19 protein-coding genes are annotated in these 22,694 nt (G+C 56.6%); 13 read left to right on the top strand and 6 right to left on the bottom strand.

The genetic code is table 11. The annotated features are described in order from the left end of the window. Positions 1-96: 96 nt before the first annotated feature. Positions 97-384, top strand: coding sequence for a TfoX/Sxy family protein (locus AC4LF3_RS02440; protein WP_010796841.1), 288 nt, complete (start codon positions 97-99; stop codon positions 382-384). A gap of 75 nt (positions 385-459) precedes the next feature. Beyond that, entirely contained in the window at positions 460-1,257 is a 798-nt protein-coding gene (locus AC4LF3_RS02435) for a Crp/Fnr family transcriptional regulator (protein ID WP_010796840.1), read from the top strand. A gap of 236 nt (positions 1,258-1,493) precedes the next feature. Here AC4LF3_RS02435 and deoA read toward each other — a convergent pair whose 3' ends face one another. From deoA to AC4LF3_RS02405, 6 genes are all read right to left on the bottom strand, one after another. Beyond that, positions 1,494-2,801 carry a thymidine phosphorylase gene (gene deoA / locus AC4LF3_RS02430; RefSeq protein ID WP_491834706.1) on the bottom strand — a complete coding sequence of 436 codons (1,308 nt, stop codon included), beginning with the start codon at positions 2,799-2,801 and terminating at the stop codon, positions 1,494-1,496. 69 nt (positions 2,802-2,870) lie between these two features. Then, entirely contained in the window at positions 2,871-4,136 is a 1,266-nt protein-coding gene (locus AC4LF3_RS02425) for a NupC/NupG family nucleoside CNT transporter (RefSeq protein ID WP_010796838.1), read from the bottom strand. Positions 4,137-4,202: 66 nt separating this feature from the next. Then, positions 4,203-4,616 (bottom strand): cytidine deaminase, encoded by a 414-nt coding sequence (locus AC4LF3_RS02420; RefSeq protein WP_074829428.1) that lies wholly within the window; start codon positions 4,614-4,616, stop codon positions 4,203-4,205. A 58-nt stretch (positions 4,617-4,674) separates the two neighbouring features. After that, a complete protein-coding gene (locus tag AC4LF3_RS02415) occupies positions 4,675-5,613 on the bottom strand; it encodes a nucleoside-specific channel-forming protein Tsx (RefSeq protein ID WP_139208921.1) in 939 nt (312 codons plus the stop codon). A gap of 367 nt (positions 5,614-5,980) precedes the next feature. Beyond that, entirely contained in the window at positions 5,981-6,688 is a 708-nt protein-coding gene (gene sfsA, locus AC4LF3_RS02410; protein WP_491834705.1) for a DNA/RNA nuclease SfsA, read from the bottom strand. 21 nt (positions 6,689-6,709) lie between these two features. Further along, complete coding sequence (locus AC4LF3_RS02405) at positions 6,710-7,882, bottom strand: pyridoxal phosphate-dependent aminotransferase (RefSeq protein ID WP_407362768.1); 1,173 nt, start codon at positions 7,880-7,882, stop codon at positions 6,710-6,712. A 238-nt stretch (positions 7,883-8,120) separates the two neighbouring features. On the opposite strand from AC4LF3_RS02405, the gene dksA reads away from it, so the two are divergent. The 11 genes from dksA (at position 8,121) to acs (ending at position 22,669) form a co-directional block, all read left to right on the top strand. Further along, positions 8,121-8,564 carry an RNA polymerase-binding protein DksA gene (gene dksA / locus AC4LF3_RS02400; protein WP_010796833.1) on the top strand — a complete coding sequence of 148 codons (444 nt, stop codon included), beginning with the start codon at positions 8,121-8,123 and terminating at the stop codon, positions 8,562-8,564. Positions 8,565-8,621: 57 nt separating this feature from the next. Continuing rightward, positions 8,622-9,509: a tRNA glutamyl-Q(34) synthetase GluQRS gene (gene gluQRS / locus AC4LF3_RS02395; protein WP_010796832.1), complete on the top strand. Its 888-nt coding sequence runs from the start codon at positions 8,622-8,624 to the stop codon at positions 9,507-9,509. 104 nt (positions 9,510-9,613) lie between these two features. Further along, complete coding sequence (locus tag AC4LF3_RS02390; protein ID WP_010796831.1) at positions 9,614-9,790, top strand: hypothetical protein; 177 nt, start codon at positions 9,614-9,616, stop codon at positions 9,788-9,790. Further along, positions 9,774-12,731, top strand: a complete 2,958-nt coding sequence (locus AC4LF3_RS02385; protein ID WP_074829436.1) for a sensor histidine kinase — start codon at positions 9,774-9,776, stop codon at positions 12,729-12,731. The genes AC4LF3_RS02390 and AC4LF3_RS02385 overlap by 17 nt, the downstream gene beginning before the upstream one ends. A gap of 62 nt (positions 12,732-12,793) precedes the next feature. Next, positions 12,794-14,224 carry a sigma-54-dependent transcriptional regulator gene (locus AC4LF3_RS02380; protein ID WP_125888603.1) on the top strand — a complete coding sequence of 477 codons (1,431 nt, stop codon included), beginning with the start codon at positions 12,794-12,796 and terminating at the stop codon, positions 14,222-14,224. Between the two features lie 688 nt (positions 14,225-14,912). Continuing rightward, complete coding sequence (locus AC4LF3_RS02375) at positions 14,913-16,316, top strand: polynucleotide adenylyltransferase PcnB (RefSeq protein WP_491834704.1); 1,404 nt, start codon at positions 14,913-14,915, stop codon at positions 16,314-16,316. A 3-nt stretch (positions 16,317-16,319) separates the two neighbouring features. After that, complete coding sequence (gene folK, locus AC4LF3_RS02370; protein ID WP_219652530.1) at positions 16,320-16,805, top strand: 2-amino-4-hydroxy-6-hydroxymethyldihydropteridine diphosphokinase; 486 nt, start codon at positions 16,320-16,322, stop codon at positions 16,803-16,805. 254 nt (positions 16,806-17,059) lie between these two features. Beyond that, the gene (panB, locus tag AC4LF3_RS02365) at positions 17,060-17,860 is read left to right on the top strand and encodes a 3-methyl-2-oxobutanoate hydroxymethyltransferase (protein WP_019367423.1); all 801 of its coding nucleotides are present in this window, start codon (positions 17,060-17,062) and stop codon (positions 17,858-17,860) included. Next, complete coding sequence (gene panC / locus AC4LF3_RS02360; RefSeq protein ID WP_491834703.1) at positions 17,857-18,711, top strand: pantoate--beta-alanine ligase; 855 nt, start codon at positions 17,857-17,859, stop codon at positions 18,709-18,711. Before panB ends, panC begins: the two co-directional genes overlap by 4 nt. A 182-nt stretch (positions 18,712-18,893) precedes the next feature. Beyond that, positions 18,894-20,558: a glucose-6-phosphate isomerase gene (gene pgi / locus AC4LF3_RS02355; RefSeq protein WP_491834702.1), complete on the top strand. Its 1,665-nt coding sequence runs from the start codon at positions 18,894-18,896 to the stop codon at positions 20,556-20,558. A 161-nt stretch (positions 20,559-20,719) separates the two neighbouring features. Beyond that, positions 20,720-22,669, top strand: a complete 1,950-nt coding sequence (acs, locus tag AC4LF3_RS02350; RefSeq protein ID WP_491834701.1) for an acetate--CoA ligase — start codon at positions 20,720-20,722, stop codon at positions 22,667-22,669. The last annotated feature ends 25 nt before the right edge of the window (positions 22,670-22,694 follow it).

The raw sequence follows: 22,694 nt of genomic DNA, 5'->3' as shown, positions 1-22,694 counted from the left end.
TTTCCTCCTCCAGCGCTCGGAGAGACCGCTACACTGAAGAGGTACTCAGGCGAGTGCATTCAGTGAGCACTAGGCAAAACGGGCCTGGAGGGCACGATGAGTAATGACTTACTGTTGTTGAAGAATCTCGGCAAGACGTCAGTACTTTGGTTACATGCGGTAGGTATCCGTACGGTAGACGAGTTGCGCAATCGAGGCTCGGCGGGAGCTTACATGGCGGTATGTGCACGCGGTTTTCGTACATCGAAAGTTCTGCTTTATGCCCTGGAGGGCGCTCTGCTCAACATTCACTGGAATGAACTGACACCTCAACACAAGCAGGCTCTACTCGCTCAGGCCAGAGCCTTGGCTCAGGAACACGAGATAGCTCACAAGCTCCGCTGATGAGGATTTACGCCGTCCACCGGCTTGCTTATTGTGCGAGCTATTTCACACCTCTGATATAAAGGATTCAGGGCCATGTATCTCCTTGGCGAGCAGCCTACCTATGCCGACCAGCTGATCAGCCGTCTACAGGGTATTCCGGCGCAGTTGCTCGAAGGACTCTCCCCTTCAGGCGAGCCTATTTCCGTTTACTGCTTGTATGGCTTGAGCGAGCTTGAGCCAGCCAACCATCTTTTTCTGATACAGAAAGGCATGGTGCATGCCTTAGTGGAGGGGCGTCCCCTGTTTTATTTGCAGGAAGGCGACCTGGTTGGCATGAGACAAGGGCTCGACCTTCCCGAGTGCACCTATAAAAGCGACGAGCCCGTCACGCTCATTCCCTACCGGCGCTCGGATGTGTTTCGCCATATCCACAGCAGCGAACAGCGCCAGGAACTGCTGCTTCAATATCTTATTGGTCAAAACGCGCTGCTTTCCGATGCACTGGTGCGACTCAAGCCCCAGGAAGTACGCCCCAGTACAGGCTTCAAGCAATTTGCCATAGGCGAAGAGTTGATCCGTCAGGGGGATGAGGCTGACCACGTCTTCATTATTATCGAAGGCCACGCCGAGGCGCGGGTCAATGATCAGAAGGTAGGCGATGTGTGCAAAGACGAAATCTTTGGCGCCATGGCGGTTTTCACCCAGGAGAAACGCAGTGCGACTGTAGTAGCGACCGAGCCCTGCACAGTGATGATCATTCCCAAGGATCAGTTTTTAAGCCTGATGTACAGCACGCCCCGTATCGCTCACAACCTTATTGAGAATATGGCTCGCCGCATCGATCTGCTTAACAAGGAAGTCACGCAGTTGCGCCAGCAGCTCAAATCATAAGCCTGCTTCCTATTTGAGAATAAGAAATATTCTCGAATAGCTTGACACAGAAATGAGAATAGCTATTATTTGAATCAGCTGGTCGCGAGACTGGCTCTGATAACTGAGAGACTAGCAGGTCGGCCTTTCAGGTTATCTCCTCATCAGGCTAATCACGGTTTCGACCCGGCTCTGCCGGGTCTTTTTTTGCCTGGAGAAAAGCGACTGCTCTAAGTGCGTAACTGGTTATCCAGCCTTCAGATGTACTCGTGAATCAGTCTGCCGGGCACAGGGCTCTCCATTCCCAAGCGGTAGGCACGCTTGATCGAGACAGCTGCTTCCTGGGCTTTGTCCTTATTGGCAGCATGAACCCAGCAGAGAGGTTTCTGCTCGTCTACGGCCTCGCCCACAAAAGCCAGCTCACTTAAACCAACCGACAGATCGATCTGATCGGCCGGGTGCTGACGACCGCCACCCAGGACTACAACAGCCAGGCCTACCGAACGTGTATCGATGGACACCACACGTCCCGGTCGCTCACTGAAAACAGGCATGACGACAGGCGCTTGCTGTAGATACCGCTCCGGTGCCTTGGTCAGGTTAACCGGGCCGCCCAGCGCGGCCACCATACGAGCGAAACACTCTAGGGCGGAACCGTCTCTCCAGACCCCGAGCAATTGTTCATGGGCCTGGACTGTTGTATTGGCCTGCCCTGCCAAAACCAGGGCCTGTGCAGCCAAGGCCATTGTTACCTCCCAAAGTCGCTGACTACGGATCTCGCCTTTGAGAAGCGCGATAGCCTCAGCCACTTCCAGCGAGTTTCCCGCACTGCGTGCCAGCGGCTGGTTCATATCGGTAACCAATGCCTGCGTTTTGACACCTGCCCCGCTGGCTACCGCGACAATGCTCTGTGCCAGCGCTTGCGCCTGGCTAGTCTCTGCCATGAAGGCACCGTTACCCGTCTTGACGTCCATGACCAGAACATCCAGTCCTGCCGCCAGCTTCTTGGCCAGAATCGACCCGGTAATAAGATCAATGGACTCAACCGTGCCGGTCACATCGCGAATGGCATAAAGCCGTTTATCCGCCGGTGCCAGGTCAGCGGTCTGCCCAATGATGGCGCAGCCCACTTCAGCCACGACTCGCCTCAACTGCTCAGGTGATGGCTGGCAGTTATAACCGGGAATACTGTCCAGCTTGTCCAGCGTACCGCCGGTATGGCCCAAGCCGCGACCTGAGATCATCGGCACGTAACAGCCACAAGCTGCCAGCAATGGCGCAAGAACGAGGCTTACCACATCACCCACACCGCCGGTGGAGTGCTTGTCGACTACAGGACCGGGCAGGCTCCAGGAGAGCGTTTGTCCCGAATCGCGCATGGCAGTCGTAAGGGAAATGCGCTCGTCGACCGTCATGCCCTTGAGAAAAACAGCCATCGCGAATGCCGCGATCTGGCCTTCGCTGAGGGTTCCGTCCGTTATTCCTGCAACGAAATGCTTGATATCCGAGCGCTCCAGTACCAAGCCGTCACGCTTGCGACGAATCACTTCCTGAGCCAACCACATCCTGGCAGTCCTCCGGACTAATCCACCATCACGAGGTAGGCGCAGCATATAACTGCCGCGCCGCCTGGTTCATATCGAGATGAAAAATCCCACAATCGCTGCGCTCATGAAGTTAGAGAGCGTCCCGCCAATCATGGCGCGCAGTCCAAGCCGTGCCAGCTCAGAGCGGCGTTGCGGAGCAATGGAACTCAAGCCACCCAATTGAATGGCAATGGATGCCAAATTGGCGAAGCCGCACAAAGCAAAAGTCACAATGATTTGTGTATGGGTAGACAAGACCTGCACGCCTGCAGCAGCCGCCTTGGCAGGATCCATATAGTTGGCAAGATCCACATAGGCCACGAACTCATTCAGAACAATTTTCTGGCCAATGAAACCGCCTGCCTGAACCGCTTCATTCCACGGCACGCCGAGGAGAAATGCGACAGGCGCCAGCAGATAACCCAAAATTAGCTGCATCGTAATCTGCGGATAACCCAGCCAACTGCCAGCCCAGCCGAGCAATCCGTTAAGCATGGCAATGAGTGCAATGAACGACAGCAGCATTGCGCCTACGGCCACGGCAAGCTTCAAACCCGCCTGAGCGCCTTCTGCGGCGGCATCAATGACATTGGCTGGCCGGTTCTCGCCCTGCCCCAGATTACCCACAATGGTTTCGTCCCGGGTCGCCTCGGTTTCAGGCTCCATCAGCTTGGCCATAAGCAAGCCTCCCGGTGCAGCCATGAAGCTGGCAGCGATCAGATATTTGAGATCAACACCCAGCCCGGCATAGCCCAGCAATACCGATCCGGCAACGGCTGCAAACCCGCCAACCATCACTGCAAATAACTCTGACCGGGTCATATCGGCGATAAATGGCCGAACGACAAGCGGTACCTCAGACTGACCAATAAAGATGGCCGACGTTACTGCCATCGATTCAATCCGGCTGGTCCCCAGCATCAGCCTCAAGCCCCCTCCGATCAGCCGAATGATCCAGCCCATGATGCCTAGGTAGTAGAGTACGGAAATAAAGCTTCCAAAGAAGACAATGACCGGCAGTACTTTGATGGCAAATACAAAGCCGCCATTGCCGAACACCTCGAACATGCGTGCACTGCTCAAACCGCCAAAGAGAAACTCGATGCCCTTGTCCGCATAGAGCTGTAGCGACGAGACGCCACTGGAGATCGATGCCAACACGGTCTGGCCCCAGGGGATGTAGAGTGCAAAGGCCCCCAGCGCGACCTGAATGCCAAAGGCACAGAGAACCGTACGCGGCCGGATAGCGCGGCGATGGCTGGATAGCACGACGGCAATAGCGACGAGCACAGCCATCCCGACAAGACTGATCATGGTGTTGTCTCCGAACACAATAGGACCTCAAGCGCCGACTCGAACGCCGGCAAGCCTTCGGTGACGTTAGAAAGAATCAAAGGCGCCCGGAAGCAATTCCTTGAGTGTCCAGACCTTGGTGGCCGACGCGTCGCTACCCTGGCAGATGATCACTGCATCAGGCGCCATAAGTTCGAGCAGGACCTGACGACAGGCACCGCACGGGCTGATCAGAGGAACCTTGGGAGCATAAACGGCAATTGCCTTGAAGCTGCGTGGAGCAAATCCCTGACTGATGGCCGAAAACAATGCGCTACGCTCGGCACAGTTGGTGAGGCCGTAGGAAATATTTTCGACGTTTACGCCATGAATTACGCGCCCGTCCTCGGTCAACAGTGCAGCGCCCACTGGAAACTGAGAATACGGTGAGTAAGTTTGGTCAGCAGCCAGCTTGGCTTCTTCCAACAATTGTTCATGCTCAGTGGCGGCATGCTCGCTCATAAAAGGTCCTCGCAGATAAAAGGCCGGCACTTTAAACGTTCCAGCCTCGTTTTATGAATCAGAATTGATAACCCACGCCGAAGTAATAGCCCCAACCGTTCGAGCGAGCCCTGAAGGGGCCATCACCAAAATTCAGTTCGGTGCCATCCTTCCATTGTCCGCCATTATGGAAATAGCGCCCTACTGCCATCAGGCGCAGGTGCGTAAAGGAATACAAAACGACGTTGGTAGCGACGGTCGCGTTGGCGGTACGAGCAGGGCCTGCCTTGTCGTGCAGATCCGAGCCGAAGTCAACGTTGGTAAAGCCGACATATGTTAGGGACGCTCCGTTGTCGAACGTCCCCAAGGGTAGAATGTACTTTAGCTGCGCCCGGTAGCCATCCCAGGAGTTTTCATTGGCAGCGCCATAATTTTCCCACTGACGACGCACATACAGGTTAGCGGAGAGGTTGAGACGCGTCCCCGTCTCGATATCCGTTCCCAGGCCGCTATAAAGCGTGTTGCCCCGGTTCTCGCGGTTATGGCCGTGATCATAAATCCAGTCAAACGCAACATAGAACTCCTTGAAAGGGCCGAACCCCAGCTTGCGACCCAGCAGCTCATCGATGGATACCCGCGGCTCATGCTCCATGAACACGGGAGAGCCTTTATCCCATACGCCGCTGTCGTGACTGTTACCAATCCCCAATACCTTGGGAATATCGACATACCCATAGAGCTCGAAAGGCCCTTTACGCCCGAAATATTCATATTCGAGATAGATATCATCGACGGGACGTGGACCGAAGCTGATGTCCTTGCTACCGATCAGTGTCACGTTCTGGTTATACCAGGAGGACAGATAGGTTCCTTTCTCCGGCGGAGCGACTTCGTAGCTGAGGTCCTCGCCCTGGGCACTCTCCTCTCCTTGCGCAGGTGGCGTCGCTCCAAACACGGGCATGCCAATGCCTGCAGTCAGCGAGACACCTAACAAGACCTTTTGAGTCCGCTTGGTCATAGGTAAACAGGTAAAGAAACGAGAAATAACCGCGTACTCCAATGTTGCACTCCTTCAAAGGGTTACATCACCCGCCAGATTAGGCACAGCAGAAGGCCATAGGCTTTACCCTGTGCGGAGTAACCGCATTACAAAAAGGTTACGTATTGATACGTTTGTAAAGTGGGAGGGAGCGTAAGCACGGGATATGCCAAACCTGACTCGCTGAACAGGATTCAGGCAAGAGCCGCTGCCGGCCCGCATTTTCTCCATGCACACCGGAATCAGTCGGCCTCACATTACTGAATCCATTGGTCGCTGCACCGTCATGACTCATTCGTGCCCAGTGAAGGGCACAACGGCGTGGTCGTGCTCATCCCACCGAGAGTTACATCACGACCTTAAGCCGACGAGTCACCTGTATGGCCTGTGGCGTAATATCAGCACCGTAAGCCAGAATCTCGACTCCGGCCTCCAGCGCCTCTCGCAATGCACGTCCGTAGGCAGGATCGATATCATCGGCAGGACGAACCGCCTCGATACCTGTGAGATTGACGCAATACAACAGCACCGCACGCGCGCCCTCACGCGCCAGCGCCGACAATTCACGTAAATGCTTGGCTCCCCGAACCGTAACGGCGTCCGGGAAAGCTGCCACACAGTCCATGTTGTAGCCGAGCGTTACGCTCTTCACCTCGACAAAAACCTCTCCTGAGGGATACGTCAAACGAAAATCCGCCCGGCTATTTTCAGCGCCATAAGCCACCTCACGACGCAACGTGCTAAAGCCGGCAAGCTCTGGAATTACCCCAGCCAATAGCGCTTCCTCCACCAACCGGTTCGCTCTGCCGGTATTGATGCAGGCGAGCCGCCCGTGAGGCGTCTCTACAAGCTCCCATGTTCCAGGAAGCTTGCGCTTGGGATCATTGGAATGGCTGAACCAGACACGAGCACCCTCTGCCTGACAATTGAGCATTGATCCGGTATTCGGGCAATGAATCGTCAGGGTCTCGCCCGTCACCGTCTCGATATCAGCCAAAAACCGTTTATAACGCCGGATCAAAAGCCCCTCTTCCAGGGGTGGATCAAACTGCATGGACTACTTCCGCTTCGATGATCAGGGACGCCAGGTTTTGAGGCCGCGAGCAATGCGCGTGACGGCCTCCTCCAACCGCGGCAGGCTTTGGGTATAGGCAAAGCGGACATGCTGACCGGCACGGTAGCGTCCGAAGTCGAGCCCCGGAGTAAAGGCTACATGCTCGGTCTCGATGAAATGCTGGCAAAACGCATACGCATCGCCGCCAAAGGCAGACATATCGGCGTAGAGGTAAAACGCGCCTTCCGGCTCGACCTCAATTCCAAAGCCCAGCGCCCGCAAGGCTGGCAGCAGGAAGTCGCGACGCTGCTGAAACGCTGTACGTCGGGCCTCGAAAATCTCGATCGCGTCTGGCTTGAAACAGGCCAAGGCCGCATGCTGAGCAATCGTGGGTGCGCTGATATAAAGATTTTGTGCCAGCTTCTCGAGCTCTGGAATAGCCTCCGACGGTGCGACAAGCCAGCCCAGGCGCCAGCCGGTCATTCCAAAGTATTTGGAAAAACTGTTCAGAACGAAGGCCTCGTCATCGACTTCCAACACGCTTGCCGCGTCCGACCCATAGGTCAGACCATGGTAGATCTCATCCACCACCAGATGACCGCCTCGCGTGGATAGACTCCTGGAAAGCGCCTCCAACTCATCCCTGTGCAGGACCGTTCCCGTGGGATTGGCAGGCGATGCCACTAGAGCACCTACGCTGTCCTGCGTCCAATGGGCGTCGACGAGCTCGGGCGTCAATTGGTAGCGCGTCTGCGGACCAGCCGGGACCAACTGGGCCGCCCCTTCGATCAGGCGCAGGAAATGGCGATTACAGGGATAACCGGGATCAGCCATCAGCCAGTGCTTGCCCGGGTCGACCAGAAGCGCACTGGTTAGCAGAAGTGCGCCTGAGCCTCCGGGCGTAATCATAATGCGTTCGGGATCAATAATGACGGCATAGCGCTTGGCATAGAATTCGGCAATGGCTTCGCGCAGCTCAGGCAGACCTCGCGCAGCGGTGTAACGGGTATTACCATTCGCCAGCGCCGCCTGTCCAGCCTGGACGATGGGTTCTGCTGTCGTGAAATCCGGCTCGCCGATCTCCAGATGAATGACATCATGCCCAGCGGCCTGTAACTGATTGGCACGAGCCAGCAGGGCCATGACATGGAAGGGCTCAATGGCACGGCTACGCGCACTAAATGATTTGGTCATGGTCTATCCGAACTTGTTAGAGAGAGGGGATTCTAACCAAGGCTATAAAGACGGCACCAATACATATAATTCGAGCAAGACCCACAAGATATGCCTTGGGGCTTGATAACAAGGACTTCAGGTAGTAGCGCCGCACCAAGGCTTCTGGTAAGTTCGCCCGCTTGCATCCGCGGGGGCCTCTTGCCCAGTAGACGTATCCAGCCTGCGGACAGGATTAGCGAAAGTGAGAGGGTCATCCATGGCGACCGACGAAAAACAGCAAAACACCCCTTTGACCCGTGGCTTCGAACCTTATCAGGAGGAGTCTGGCGAGGAGTACATGAGTGAGCGCATGCGCGCCCATTTCACTAACATCCTGAATAAATGGAAGCAGGAACTGCGGGAAGAAGTAGACCGCACTGTAAGTCACATGAAGGAAGATGCCGGCAGCCATGCCGACCCGGCCGACCGTGCGACCCAGGAAGAAGAGTTCAGCTTCGAGCTACGTACCCGTGATCGTGAGCGCAAGCTGATCAAGAAGATCGACGAGACGCTTCAGCTGATCGAAGACAACGAATACGGCTGGTGCGACTCTTGCGGTATCGAAATAGGTATCCGCCGCCTTGAAGCCCGTCCGACTGCCAGTCTGTGCATCGACTGCAAGACACTGGCGGAAATCAAGGAAAAGCAGATCGGTTCCTGACCGATCAAGGGGCGCTCAGGCGCCCCGCTTGCTTTTTAACGATTGTCATTCCCCACCATGACGACCTCATCCTATATAGGCCGGTTTGCCCCGACACCTAGCGGTTATCTGCATTTCGGGTCACTGGTTGCAGCCGTTGCGTCTTATCTGGACGCCCGTGCCGCAGGAGGACGCTGGCTTGTACGCATGGAGGATCTCGATCCGCCTCGTGAGGTTCCAGGCGCCCAAACAGCCATTCTCGACACGCTGGAACGCTATGGCTTCGAATGGGATGGCGCCGTAGAGCGGCAAAGTGATCGTCATGATGCCTATGAGGCTACCGTAGCGCGCCTGCTGCATAGCGGCCTAGCCTATGCCTGTACCTGCTCGCGCAAACAGCTGGAAGGCTATGGGGGACTGTATCCAGGCCACTGCCGTAACGCCCAGCATGCCCATGACATGGCCGCGATACGCATCCGGGTTCCTGAGCTCGAATATGCCTTTACCGACAGGGTACAAGGCGAATTCCGTCAGCATCTAGGACGGGACGTAGGCGACTTTATTATCCGTCGGCGTGATGGCTTGTTTGCGTATCAGCTCGCCGTGGTACTGGACGATGCCTGGCAGGGCATTACCGATATCGTCCGAGGTGCAGACCTTCTCGACTCCACGCCGCGTCAGCTCTATCTGCAGGAACTGCTGGGCTTTCCCCAGCCTCGCTACCTGCACGTCCCACTGATCATTCAGCCTGACGGGCACAAGCTAGGCAAATCCTATCGCTCCCCGCCTCTTCCGCACGATCAAGCCGGACCGCTACTGCTCAGAGCCCTGCGTGCGCTAGGCCAGCAGCCATCCTCCGAGCTCCATGGCGCCAGTGCCCGAGAGATTCTGACCTGGGGTATACAATCCTGGCAGCCTGCCCGGATACCACATACCCATACACTTGCCGAAGCTGAACTCCGGTAACAACGCAGATTGTCTCAAAACGGATAAGGCAGACCTGCGTTAACGGATGCAGGCTCCCCCGTCCATCGGCTACCATCCAGCCAAGGCCTATTTGAGAATGCAGTATGTATATCTACCGGTTGGTCCTGCTCCTGGTTGTGGGCATCTACCTGTTTTCCCCTGCCATCATGGATTGGTGGATCGACCCGACTGGTGCCTGGTATCGCCCTTACCTACTCTGGCTGATTCTGATCGTGGTTACTTTTATTCTTCAGAGCCAACGCGATGCCGATGAGCTTTAGTATTTCCCAACTGCTTGCCATTAGCGCAGGTTATCTGCTGATTTTCTTTGGCGTAGCCTGGATGACCGAGCGAGGCTGGGTCCCCCGCCGCCTGGTCAGACATCCGATCATCTATACCCTGTCGTTAGGTGTCTATACCAGTGCCTGGGCCTTTTATGGAACGGTTGGCCTGGCTTATGACTATGGGTACGGCTTTCTTTCCTATTATCTGGGTCTATGTGGCGCATTTCTGCTGGCGCCTGTGCTGCTCTATCCCATTCTGCGGCTGACCCGTGTCTATCAGCTGTCTTCACTGGCAGATCTTTTCGCCTTTCGCTTTCGAAGTACCTGGGCAGGCGCACTCACGGCCCTGCTGATGGTGGTTGCCGTTCTGCCACTATTGGCCCTTCAGATCCAGGCGGTCGCTACCAGTACGGGCATTCTGATCAGCGCACCGGCACAGGACGGCCCGGCACTGGCCTTCTGCTTTCTGATTACGCTGTTCGCCATGCTGTTTGGCGCGCGACAGATTACCGCTCGCGAACGCCATGAAGGACTCGTGGTAGCGATTGCTTTCGAATCGCTGGTCAAGCTCATCGCGCTAGGTGCTGTTGGCCTGGTAACGCTCTATACCGTGTTCGATGGTCCCTCTGGGCTTGAAACCTGGCTGACCCAGAATCAGACAGCACTTTCCACACTGCATACACCCTTGCAGGAAGGCCCCTGGCGGATCCTGCTCCTTGTCTTTTTTGCGGCGGCCATCGTGATGCCACACATGTATCACATGGCGTTCACGGAAAACCTGAGCCCCCGTGCCCTTGTCAGCGCCAGCTGGGGCCTTCCGTTATTCCTGTTATTGATGAGCCTGGCTATTCCACCGATTCTCTGGGGCGGTCTTGCTCTTGGTGCTCCCACGAGCCCGGAATATTTCACATTGGGCGTGGGCATGGCGCTGGATAAACCGCTGCTGGCGCTGGTAGCGTTTGTAGGAGGCCTGTCCGCCGCCAGCGGCGTGATCATCGTGATGACCATGGCCTTGTCTGGCATGGTGCTCAACCACCTGGTGCTGCCCCTGTATCAGCCACCTACCGACGGCAATATCTATCGCTGGTTACGCTGGACGCGCCGCGGATTGATTGCAGCCATCATCATGGCCGCCTATGGGTTTTACCGTCTGATCGGTAATCATAGCGACCTGTCGAGCCTTGGCATTGTTGCCTTTGTGGCCACAGTGCAGTTTCTACCAGGCGCATTATCTGTTCTCTACTGGCAGACCGCCAATCACCGCGGCTTCATCGCAGGCCTTCTGACCGGCATGGGCCTGTGGACGCTGACCATGCTGCTGCCGGCGCTTGGCTTCATGAAAGGCTTCGAAGTCGGTCCTTTCTCCTACTACATCGATGCCACCAACTGGCACTTGGCAGCCCTGGCGTCACTGGCCGCTAACGTTCTGGTGTTTGCACTGGTCTCTCTGTTCACCGAAGCCAGCGATGAGGAAAAGAGCGCGGCGGAAGCCTGTGCGGTAGACAATGTCAGGCGGCCCCAGCGACGGGAGCTGATTGCCGCCTCGCCCCAGGAGTTCGCTACTCAGCTGGCCAAGCCCCTGGGTGCCAAGACCGCCCAGAAGGAAGTAGAGCGCGCCCTCAGCGATCTGCTGCTTCCCTTCGACGAGCGTCGCCCGTATGCGCTACGTCGGCTCAGAGACCGTATCGAGGCCAACCTGTCAGGCCTGATGGGGCCACGGGTCGCCCAGGATATCGTCGAAACGTTCCTACCTTACAAGGAAGGCAGCGAGGCCTATGTCACCGAAGACATCCATTTTATTGAAAGCCGTCTGGAAGATTATCAGTCCCGTCTTACAGGTCTTGCAGCCGAACTGGACGCCTTGCGTCGTTACCACCGGCAAACCCTGCAGGAACTGCCCATGGGTGTTTGCGCGCTAGCCCAGGACTGCGAGATCCTGATGTGGAACCGGGCCATGGAGCGGCTGACAAACATCGACTCAGTGCAAGTTGTAGGCTCGCGCCTTTCGGCACTACCTGAGCCCTGGAAAGCCCTGTTCGAACGCTTTCTCCGCTCTCCCGACCAGCATCTATACAAACAGCGCCTGGCACTCGACAGCAACCAGCGCTGGCTCAATTTGCACAAGGCGGCCATCGACGAGCCCCTTGCCCCCGGTAACAGCGGCAACGTTCTGGTCGTGGAAGACATCAGTGAGACCCAGCTGCTCGAAGATCGACTGATTCACTCCGAGCGCCTCGCCTCTATTGGCCGCCTCGCAGCAGGAGTCGCCCACGAGATTGGTAATCCGGTTACCGGTATTGCCTGCCTGGCACAGATCCTTCAGGAAGAACGCGAAGCGGATGCAGAAATTCAGGAGATTAGCGGACAGATCGTCGAGCAGACACGCCGCATCACCCGCATCGTTCAATCGCTGATGAGCTTTGCCCATGCCGGTGGTCGGCAACATGACCCAGAGCCGGTCAGACTGTTAGATACTGCACAAGAAGCCATCTCGCTGTTGTCGCTTAACCGCCGCAGCGTCGATGTCGAGTTCCAGAACCTGTGCGATCCGGAGCACTGGGTCAAAGGCGACCCGCAACGGCTTGCTCAGGTATTGATCAATCTATTGTCCAATGCTCGCGATGCCTCGCCACCCACCGGCACGATCAAGGTGCGTAGCGAAGCCCGTGGGCAGACGGTAACGCTTATCGTCGAGGACGAAGGCTCCGGCATCCCAAAAGCCATAATCAGCCGTCTTTTCGAGCCCTTCTTTACAACCAAAGACCCTGGTAAAGGGACGGGACTTGGCCTTGCTCTGGTCTATTCCATCGTGGAAGAGCATTATGGAGACATAATGATCGACAGCCCGATCGACCTTGTGCAAGGCCGCGGTACGCGTATACGTGTGAATTTGCCGCGTCATTTTGAACAACCTGATCGAGCCGTAACCGGAACGTAGAGCGGAAACGAGATGCGCCACTGCCTGGCGCCTCCGCTCTGCCACCGTCGAGAGAGCCCAATATGGCACATATTTTGATCGTCGAAGACGAAACCATCATTCGCTCGGCCCTGCGCCGATTGCTCGAGCGCAATCAGTTTCAGGTCAGCGAGGCTGGCTCTGTGCAGGAAGCGCAGGATCGTTACGACATTCCATCGTTCGACCTGATTATCAGTGACCTGCGCCTGCCCGGTGCCCCCGGGACTGAGCTGATCGACCTGGCTGCAGGCAAGCCGGTGCTGATCATGACCAGCTATGCCAGCCTGCGCTCTGCCGTAGACTCCATGAAGCAAGGCGCTGTCGACTACATCGCCAAGCCATTCGACCATGACGAGATGTTGCAGGCGGTTGCGCGCATTCTCATCGAGCGCGAACAGGCCCCGCAGCAGACACCGCCGGAGCGTCCAGCCACTCGCGCCGAAGCGCTGCCAGTCCACGACAGCGACATTGGTATCATCGGCAGTTGTGCTCCCATGCAGGATCTATACGGCAAGATTCGCAAGGTTGCCCCTACTGATTCCACCGTGCTCATTCAGGGGGAGTCCGGTACGGGCAAGGAGCTGGTAGCTCGTGCACTTCATAACCTGTCACGCCGGGTAAAAGCGCCTCTGATTTCCGTGAACTGCGCTGCCATTCCCGAAACGTTGATCGAGTCCGAACTGTTCGGCCATGAGAAAGGTGCCTTTACAGGTGCTAGCGCAAGCCGCACCGGTCTGGTCGAGGCAGCTGATGGCGGTACGCTCTTTTTGGACGAAATTGGCGAGCTGCCGCTGGAAGCTCAGGCACGCCTGCTGCGTGTCTTGCAGGAGGGCGAGATTCGCCGCGTCGGCTCGGTGCAGTCGCAAAAGGTCAATGTCCGCCTGATTGCAGCCACTCACCGTGATTTGAAGACGTTGGCCAAGACCGGGCAATTCCGGGAAGACCTCTATTATCGTCTGAATGTTATTTCCCTGCGCCTTCCGCCGTTGCGTGAGCGAAGCAATGACGTGCTGGAAATCGCCCGCGTATTTCTGGCCCGCCAGTCCAACCGCATGGGTCGCGAGGCCATGCATTTCAGCCAGGAAGCTGAACTCGCCATTCGCCATTACAGCTGGCCGGGTAACGTTCGGGAGCTGGAGAATGCAATCGAACGAGCCGTCATTCTCAGCGAGAAGAACGAAATCGAGCCGGACCTGCTCGGCATCGATATTGAACTGGAAGATCTGGACCTTTCCGAACACTTCCTGGATCCACTCGAGACGCCTCTGGGCTCCTCCAATGTCAGCCATGAGCCTACGGAAGACCTTTCCCTGGAGGACTACTTCCAGCACTTTGTGCTTGAGCACCAGGACCACATGACCGAGACCGAATTAGCCCGCAAGCTTGGCATAAGTCGCAAGTGCTTGTGGGAGCGACGTCAACGGCTTGGTATTCCGCGCCGAAAAACGGGCGCTACCAGCACCGACCTGTCCTGATAGACAGAAAACGCATCGTTACCGATGCGTTTTTTTTGCGGGTAACACAGGGCCATCATTTCAGAATGTGTTACCGCCGTAACATCAGGCGAGGTTAACGGTAACGAATTTCTCATGTTGCCCGCCTCAAAAAACACTACATATTTTCATAACTCTTTGTTTTAAAACGATTTTCAAAAGTTGGCACAGCATCTGCTTTATATCTGGCACAACAAAAATAAAAAATCAGTAAAACCCCTAATAAAAATAAGACGTAACGACTCCAGCACAATAAGAACAAGCAGGCGGAGGCGTAGCTAACTGATCATTTTGGAGAAGAGTCGATTGCGGAGCATTTGCCCCGTACCAGGCCGAGAACAATAAAACTGCCCTGAGGCAGCACCTGCACTGGATAGATCAATTGTGATCATGACGACATCAGCGTCCAAAGTAATCCGTTTGCTCTTGGCCCCGAATTTGGGAGCCCTCCTGGCGGCAGGTATCCGACCAGGACGGACCAGACAAGAAAAACAACAGGTTCGATATAACAATAAAAACAAAGCACGTACCAATTTGGGGGGGAGCTTCGGCTCCCCCAGTGCCTTAAGCTTCACGCCAGCCATCATTCAAGATCCCCTCCTATAATGCTAGAATCCGCCATAACCGCGGGTTTCCGCTCGCTCCGCCGACCTCAAGAACAGTGCTATCAATGCTGAAAAAGCTGATCCAGTCCCTGCGTTCGCCATTACGTCGCGCACCCAGTAAGCCTGAACTACCTATCGTGATTCCTCGTAGCCAGCACGCGCTGGAGCGTGAACAGATTAGTCGCCATGCCCTGAGCGTTGTGGATCGGCTGGAGAAGACTGGCTACCAGGCCTATCTGGTCGGTGGTTGCGTAAGAGATCTGATGCTGGGCGTTGAGCCGAAGGATTTCGACGTCGCGACCAACGCAACGCCTGAGCAGGTACGCGCTGAATTTCGCAATGCACGCGTCATTGGACGTCGCTTCAAGCTGGTCCACGTGCATTTTGGCCGAGAGATCATTGAAGTGGCGACCTTCCGTGCCAATCACCCCGAAGAAGAGGAGGATGAAGACTCCGCTCACTCCGCCCGCCACGAAAGTGGGCGCATCCTTCGTGACAACATCTATGGCAATCAGGAGCAGGATGCACAGCGGCGTGACTTCACGATCAATGCCCTGTACTACGAAGCTACCCAGGAACGTATCTTCGACTATGCCAATGGCGCCTCGGATATTCGTAATCGCCTGATTCGCCTGATTGGAGATCCCGAGCAGCGCTACCAGGAAGATCCAGTGCGCATGCTGCGAGCCGTACGCTTCGCGGCTAAGCTGGGCTTCGAGATCGAAGAGCAGACAGCAGCACCTATTCGCCGCCTGGCACACCTGTTGAGGGACATCCCAGCCTCCCGTCTCTTCGATGAAGTGCTCAAATTGTTCCTGAGCGGTAACGCAGAGCGCACCTATGAGCTGCTGGTCAGCTATGACCTCTTTGCCCCTCTGTTCCCGGCAACGGCTGAAGCGCTCGAAAAGAACCCTGAATACACAGGCCGTCTCATCAAGCAGGCGTTGGCCAATACGGACGCACGTATTCGTGAAGGCAAGCCGGTAACACCCGCCTTCCTGTTTGCAGCGCTGCTCTGGCCTGCCCTTCCCGCCCGTGTGGATTACCATCAGGAAAAGGGGCTACCACCGATTCCAGCCATGCAGGAAGCGGCTCACGACATTACGCTCGAACAGTGTCGCCGGATCGCCATTCCCAAGCGCTTTACCATTCCCATGCGCGAGATCTGGGACATGCAGGAACGCTTGCCTCGCCGTCAAGGCAAACGCGCCGATATGCTCTTGGAAAACCCCCGCTTCCGGGCAGGCTATGACTTCCTCCTGTTGCGTGAGAGCGCCGGCGAGCGTACCGGTAACCTGGGTCAATGGTGGACGCGTTATCAGGAGGTCAGCGACAGTCAACGTCGAGAGATGATTCGTGAACTGAGTCAGGAGGACGGCAAGGGCGCGGTCCGCAAGCGCCGCCGTGGCGGTGGGTCACGCAAGCGTCGCACACCTGGCACCGACAAACCTACCCCGCCAGCGGAGTAATCGATGGAGCGTGTTTACATCGGGCTCGGCAGTAATCTGGCGGAGCCCCGCACCCAGCTTGAATCAGCGCTGGCGGCGTTGAATACACTTCCGCAAAGCCGACTTGTCTCCCGATCCTCCTTTTATGGAAGCGACCCATTGGGTCCGGCTGATCAGCCCCGCTATGTAAATGCTGTCGCAGCGCTTGATACCGCTCTGGAACCACTTGCGCTGCTGGATGAGCTGCAAGCCATCGAGCAACAGCAGGGTCGAGTCCGCAAGGATGAGCGCTGGGGCCCTAGAACACTAGACCTTGATATCCTGCTATTCGGCAGCCACACGATCAATGAGCCCCGCCTGACCGTACCGCACTATCATATGCATGCCCGGGCGTTCGTTCTCTACCCTCTGGCCGAAATTGCCTCGGATGAGTTGCGCCTGCCTGATGGCAGCCTGTTGCAGGCTCTGCTGGACCAGTGCCCGTTCGTGGGCCTGGAGCGACTAGAATAAGGGACTTGCAAGTCATAGTGTTACCGTAACGTTCCGGTAACACATCGTGATTGACTTCCCCTGAACTCGCCGAGACTATAGGCACCCACTTGCCTGGCCATCCCTTTGTTACTGCCTACAGACAGGCTGTGTCCTCTGCAGAATTGGCAGGCAAGCGATGAGATCTGTAGTTCGCTACAGCCATCAACCAGAATAAAAAGATACGACTGTATGTCCCCAGCCATTCAGGACACAGCCTGAAGAGGAAGTTTGATATGCCTGAGGTTACCCTCACCACTTTGCAGGCGCTGAAACAGCGCGGTGAAAAAATCACCATGCTGACCTGCTATGACGCGACCTTTGCCCATACGGCTAGCCAGGCGGGCGTCGAAATACTGCTGGTAGGCGACTCCCTGGGCATGGTCCTTCAGGGCCACGACAGCACCCTGCCTGTTACCACGGCCGATATGGCCTATCACACGGCCTGTGTAAAACGCGGCAATCGTGGCGCACTTATCGTGGCCGATATGTCCTTTATGGCTTACTCGACACTGGAGCAGACCTTCCAGAATGCTGGCGCACTGATGCAGGCCGGCGCGCACATGATCAAGCTGGAAGGCGCTGCCTGGCTGGCAGAGCCTATTCGCCAGCTGGCTGAACGGGGCGTTCCGGTCTGCGCGCACCTGGGCCTTACGCCTCAGTCAGTAAATGTGTTTGGTGGCTTCAAGGTACAAGGGCGTGATGAGGCTCGCGCCCAGCAGCTGCGTGAAGATGCCAAGGCGCTTGAGGCAGCCGGAGCTGCCATGATTGTGCTTGAGTGTGTCCCCAGCCCGCTGGCGGCCGACATCACACGCGCTGCCAACATACCGGTCATCGGTATCGGTGCTGGCGCGGACACGGATGGGCAGGTACTGGTCATGCACGACATGCTAGGCCTTGCTCTGACAGGCCGCTCACCCAAGTTCGTGAAGAATTTCATGGCCGGCCAGAGCAGTATCCAGGAAGCCTTCACAGCCTATGTCCAGGCCGTCAAGAGCGGCACCTTTCCCGCACCAGAACACGGATTTTCGGCATGATTACCGTACACACTATCAGCGAGCTGCGAAACGCAGTCGCCGAGGCCCGTCGCACAGGCAAGCGCATCGGTTTTGTTCCCACTATGGGCAACCTGCATGCAGGCCATGTCGCCCTGGTTGATACAGCGCGGGCCAATAGCCATTTCGTGGTTGCCAGTATTTTCGTCAATCCACTGCAGTTCGGTCCCACCGAAGACCTGGACAAATACCCGAGAACGCTTGCCGCTGACCAGGAGAAACTGGCAGCGGCCGGCTGCGCAGTTCTGTTTGCACCTGCCGTATCGGAGATGTATCCCGAAGGGATGGACCACCAGACACGGGTCAGCGTCCCGGTCGTTTCGGAAGGCCTGTGTGGCGGCAGCCGCCCCGGTCATTTCGAAGGCGTCGCCACGGTTGTCAGCAAGCTGTTCAACATGGTCCAGCCTGATGTCGCTGTGTTTGGTGAAAAGGACTACCAGCAGCTCGCTGTTATCCGCAAGATGGTCAATGACCTGAACATGCCTATCGAGATCATAGGTCAGCCTACCGTTCGAGACACCGATGGGCTGGCACTATCATCACGTAACGGCTACCTCAATGGCGAACAGCGCGCCACGGCCCCTTGCCTGTATAGCCTGCTGAAACAAGTGGCCGAGCGTATCCAGGCAGGTCGCCGCGATTACCCTGCCCTGATCGACGAGGCCAGACAGCAGCTTGAAGCGGATGGCCTGCGAGTGGATTATCTGGAGCTTCGCCAGCAAGGCACATTGCGCCCGGCGGCAGAAGCCGATCGGCAACTGGTAATACTATTGGCCGTCTATGTTGGCAACACGCGGTTGATTGATAATTTGTCATTCGAGCTTGATATCTAATCAGCAGGATGAGCACCGCTTCGCTAAAGCCCGGAACACCCCGGGCTTTTTCGTGTCTGACGGCCATCATTAGCTTGACTGACGCGCTCTATTTGGCGTGCTATAGCCGGGCGTGCCACAAGCTTTATCCCAAGATGTAGTGCACAACGTACGACAATACCTACAGAAGGAAGCGAATCCCAATGGAGTATTACAAACAGCCTATCAACGTTACCGAGTTGAAGTCCTGGCAGGCACTGACAGAACATCGTCAGGAGATGCAGTCCTTCACTATGCGTAATGCGTTCGCGGCGGACCCAGGACGCTTCAAGCAATTTTCATTGAGCGCCTGCGGGCTGTTTCTGGACTACTCCAAGAATCTGCTAACTCAGCAGACTCGCGACCTGCTGATCAACCTGGCACGTGAAGCAAACCTTGAAGGCGCGATCAAGGCGTTATTGTCAGGCGAGCCCGTCAATTCCTCGGAAAATCGTCCTGCACTCCATACAGCCCTGCGCCGCCCGCTAGGCGACAAGGTGATGGTGAACGGGCAAGATGTCATGCCGGAGGTACATCGGGTACTGGGCCGCATGACCGACCTGGTCAACCGTATCCATAACCGCCTCTGGCGAGGACACACAGGCAAGCCGATCACAGATGTCGTCAATATCGGAATCGGCGGCTCCTTCCTCGGACCCCAGCAGGTTGCCGAGGCACTCACGCCTTACGCACAGTCGCAGGTCCGCTGCCATTACCTCGCAAACATCGATGGCAGCGAATTCCATGAACTGGTGACCGGCTTGGAAGCCGAAACGACCTTATTCATCGTTTCCTCCAAATCCTTCGGTACCCTGGAAACCCTGAAAAACGCCCAGGCTGCACGTGCGTGGTGCCTTGGCCAGGGCTGCGCCGAGCAGGATCTGCACAAGCATTTCATTGCGGTCTCCAGTAACGTGAAGACAGCCGTTGAGTTCGGGATCAGCGAAGAAAACATTTTCCCGATGTGGGATTGGGTCGGCGGCCGTTACTCGCTGTGGTCGGCAATCGGCCTGCCTGTTGCCATTGCCATCGGTGTATCCAACTTCAAGGAATTGCTGGCCGGCGCCTATGCTATGGACCAGCACTTCCTGAAGACGCCCTTCGAAAGCAACCTGCCCGTGCTGCTGGGCCTGCTGGGTGTGTGGTATGGCAACTTCTGGGATGCTCAGAGCCACGCTGTACTGACCTACGATTACTATCTGCGCGACTTCACTAAGCATTTGCAGCAGCTGGATATGGAGTCCAATGGCAAGCGTGTTCGCCAGGACGGTACTCCCGTCGCCACGGCAACCGGCCCGGTCATCTGGGGTGGCGTAGGCACCAATGGGCAACACGCGTATCACCAGCTGATGCACCAGGGCACCCCGATGATTCCATGCGATTTCATCGTGCCGGCCTCCAGCCATCATCCCATTGCTGACCATCACCCCTGGTTGTATGCCAATTGCCTCTCCCAGAGCCAGGCCCTCATGCGCGGCAAGACGCTTGAAGAAGCGGAAGCCGAACTGCGCGCTAAGGGCCTGCCTGATGAGCAAGTAGCATTCCTGGCTCCGCACAAGGTCATCCCGGGCAACCGCCCCAGCAATACGCTGGTATTCGAGCGCGTAACCCCGAGCAGCCTAGGCGCCCTGGTGGCGCTCTATGAGCACAAGGTATTCGTACAAAGCGTGATCTGGGGTATCAATGCCTTTGACCAGTGGGGCGTAGAGCTGGGTAAAGAGCTGGGTAACAGCGTCTATCAGCATTTGGTTGGCAATGGAGAAGAGGCTGCGGAAGATGCCTCGACTCAAGGTCTGATCGAGTACTTCCGCCAGCACCATCGCGGCTGACCAATCCGCTCCGCTCAAAACGCCGCTCTTGCGGCGTTTTTTTATTTTCACCTACGACTTTCGGCCAGAAATACACACACTCTATCGCCTGGCTGAACCCCATCGCCCAAATAGCGCCTAATGTGGATGGAAGCGGAGAACAACCACAACAGGAGCCCGCCATGTCGGAACACCATCGCTACCCCGTGCCCGAAGCAGTGCAAAAGCAAGCCCTTCTGGATAAAGAAGGCTATGAGCGTCTCTATCGCCAGTCCATTGAAGACCCTGAGCGCTTTTGGGGTGAGCAGGCCAAAGCCATGCTTGACTGGTTCAAACCGTGGGATGAAGTTCACCATAGCGATCTGGCCAAGGGTGAAGCCTCATGGTTCAAGGGTGGTCAACTGAATGTGTCCTACAACTGTGTCGACCGCCATCTGGACAAGCGTGCGGACCAGGTCGCCATTATCTGGGAAGGCGACAATCCCTCCGATTCCCAGAAAATCACCTACCGTGAGTTGCACCAGAATGTTTGCAGGCTGGCTAACGTTCTGAAGACGCATGGCGTCAAGAAAGGCGACCGTGTGTGCCTGTATCTCCCCATGATTCCCGAAGCGGCCTATGCCATGCTGGCCTGCTCCCGGCTGGGTGCGGTCCACTCTGTGGTGTTTGGCGGTTTTTCTCCCGATGCCCTGCGCGACCGTATCCTGGATGCCGATTGCCGTACCGTCATTACCGCCGATGAAGGGACCCGCGGCGGCAAATGTGTCCCGCTCAAAAACAATGTGGATAAGGCCTTGGCCTCATGCCCGAATGTTTCCAACGTGATCGTAGTACAGCGCACCAAGGGCAATATTGCATGGACCGAAGGTCGGGACGTTTGGTACCACGACGCCGTGCAAAACGTCAGTGATGAATGTCCAGCCGAACCGGTGGATGCGGAAGATCCGCTCTTCATCCTCTACACCTCAGGCTCGACCGGTAAACCCAAAGGGGTATTACATACCACCGGGGGTTACCTGCTGGGCTCTGCAATGACCTTCAAGTATGTATTCGATTATCACGAAGGTGAGATCTTCTGGTGCACCGCGGACGTCGGCTGGGTAACCGGCCACAGTTACATCGTCTATGGTCCCTTGACCAATGGGGCAACAACGCTGATGTACGAAGGCATGCCCAGTTATCCGGATGCCTCACGCTTCTGGCAGGTCGTGGATAAGCATCAGGTCAACATCTTCTATACAGCCCCCACCGCCATTCGGGCACTAATGCGTGAGGGAGACGCCCATGTGCACAAAAGCTCCCGCGCCAGCCTCCGCTTGCTGGGTAGTGTAGGCGAGCCCATCAACCCTGAAGCGTGGGAATGGTACTACCGCGTCGTAGGTGAGAAGCGCTGCCCTATTGTCGACACATGGTGGCAGACCGAAACAGGCAGCATCCTGATCGCACCGCTCCCTGGCGCAACGGACCTCAAGCCCGGCTCGGCTACACGCCCCTTCTTTGGCGTTCAGCCTGTTCTTCTGGACGACAAAGGCAAGGAGATCGAAGGCCCTGCCGCAGGTGTTCTGGCTATCAAGGCCAGCTGGCCCAGCCAGATCCGAAGCATCTATGGCGATCATCAACGTATGATCGATACCTACTTCAAGGCTTACCCTGGCTACTATTTCACCGGTGACGGTGCCCGCCGTGATGAAGATGGGTATTACTGGATTACCGGCCGCGTGGATGACGTAATCAACGTATCCGGCCACCGGATCGGCACGGCAGAAGTGGAAAGCGTGCTGGCTTTACATGACGAAGTGGCCGAGGCCGCTGTAGTAGGCTGCCCCCATGATGTGAAAGGCCAGTGCGTCTATGCATTTGTCACCCCAATGGGCGGTGTGCAACCCACGGATGAGCTGAAAAAGCGCCTGCTGGCTCAGGTCAGTTCCGAGATTGGCAGCTTTGCAAAACCGGACTTCCTCCAGTGGGCGCCGCGGCTACCCAAGACACGCTCTGGCAAGATCATGCGACGTATCCTGCGCAAGATTGCCTGTGATGAGCTGGACACTCTGGGCGATACCTCCACCCTGGCTGATCCTTCCGTCGTGCAGGAGCTGATTGAGCATCGGCAGAATCTTGCAGCCAAAAAGTGAGTAAAACCGCCGCCGGGCATAGCGT

It is taken from the genome of Pseudomonas sp. C2.3V (assembly GCF_058536325.1).
This window is presented reverse-complemented; position numbering and strand designations above follow the sequence as displayed.

Excerpts from the sequence above, each read along its gene's own strand:
- AC4LF3_RS02440 (WP_010796841.1), top strand. The coding sequence starts at position 97 with ATGAGTAATGACTTACTGTTGTTGAAGAATCTCGGCAAGACGTCAGTA.
- AC4LF3_RS02435 (WP_010796840.1), top strand. The coding sequence starts at position 460 with ATGTATCTCCTTGGCGAGCAGCCTACCTATGCCGACCAGCTGATCAGC.
- deoA (WP_491834706.1), bottom strand. The coding sequence starts at position 2,801 with ATGTGGTTGGCTCAGGAAGTGATTCGTCGCAAGCGTGACGGCTTGGTA.
- AC4LF3_RS02425 (WP_010796838.1), bottom strand. The coding sequence starts at position 4,136 with ATGATCAGTCTTGTCGGGATGGCTGTGCTCGTCGCTATTGCCGTCGTG.
- AC4LF3_RS02420 (WP_074829428.1), bottom strand. The coding sequence starts at position 4,616 with ATGAGCGAGCATGCCGCCACTGAGCATGAACAATTGTTGGAAGAAGCC.
- AC4LF3_RS02415 (WP_139208921.1), bottom strand. The coding sequence starts at position 5,613 with ATGACCAAGCGGACTCAAAAGGTCTTGTTAGGTGTCTCGCTGACTGCA.
- sfsA (WP_491834705.1), bottom strand. The coding sequence starts at position 6,688 with ATGCAGTTTGATCCACCCCTGGAAGAGGGGCTTTTGATCCGGCGTTAT.
- AC4LF3_RS02405 (WP_407362768.1), bottom strand. The coding sequence starts at position 7,882 with ATGACCAAATCATTTAGTGCGCGTAGCCGTGCCATTGAGCCCTTCCAT.
- dksA (WP_010796833.1), top strand. The coding sequence starts at position 8,121 with ATGGCGACCGACGAAAAACAGCAAAACACCCCTTTGACCCGTGGCTTC.
- gluQRS (WP_010796832.1), top strand. The coding sequence starts at position 8,622 with ATGACGACCTCATCCTATATAGGCCGGTTTGCCCCGACACCTAGCGGT.
- AC4LF3_RS02390 (WP_010796831.1), top strand. The coding sequence starts at position 9,614 with ATGTATATCTACCGGTTGGTCCTGCTCCTGGTTGTGGGCATCTACCTG.
- AC4LF3_RS02385 (WP_074829436.1), top strand. The coding sequence starts at position 9,774 with ATGCCGATGAGCTTTAGTATTTCCCAACTGCTTGCCATTAGCGCAGGT.
- AC4LF3_RS02380 (WP_125888603.1), top strand. The coding sequence starts at position 12,794 with ATGGCACATATTTTGATCGTCGAAGACGAAACCATCATTCGCTCGGCC.
- AC4LF3_RS02375 (WP_491834704.1), top strand. The coding sequence starts at position 14,913 with ATGCTGAAAAAGCTGATCCAGTCCCTGCGTTCGCCATTACGTCGCGCA.
- folK (WP_219652530.1), top strand. The coding sequence starts at position 16,320 with ATGGAGCGTGTTTACATCGGGCTCGGCAGTAATCTGGCGGAGCCCCGC.
- panB (WP_019367423.1), top strand. The coding sequence starts at position 17,060 with ATGCCTGAGGTTACCCTCACCACTTTGCAGGCGCTGAAACAGCGCGGT.
- panC (WP_491834703.1), top strand. The coding sequence starts at position 17,857 with ATGATTACCGTACACACTATCAGCGAGCTGCGAAACGCAGTCGCCGAG.
- pgi (WP_491834702.1), top strand. The coding sequence starts at position 18,894 with ATGGAGTATTACAAACAGCCTATCAACGTTACCGAGTTGAAGTCCTGG.
- acs (WP_491834701.1), top strand. The coding sequence starts at position 20,720 with ATGTCGGAACACCATCGCTACCCCGTGCCCGAAGCAGTGCAAAAGCAA.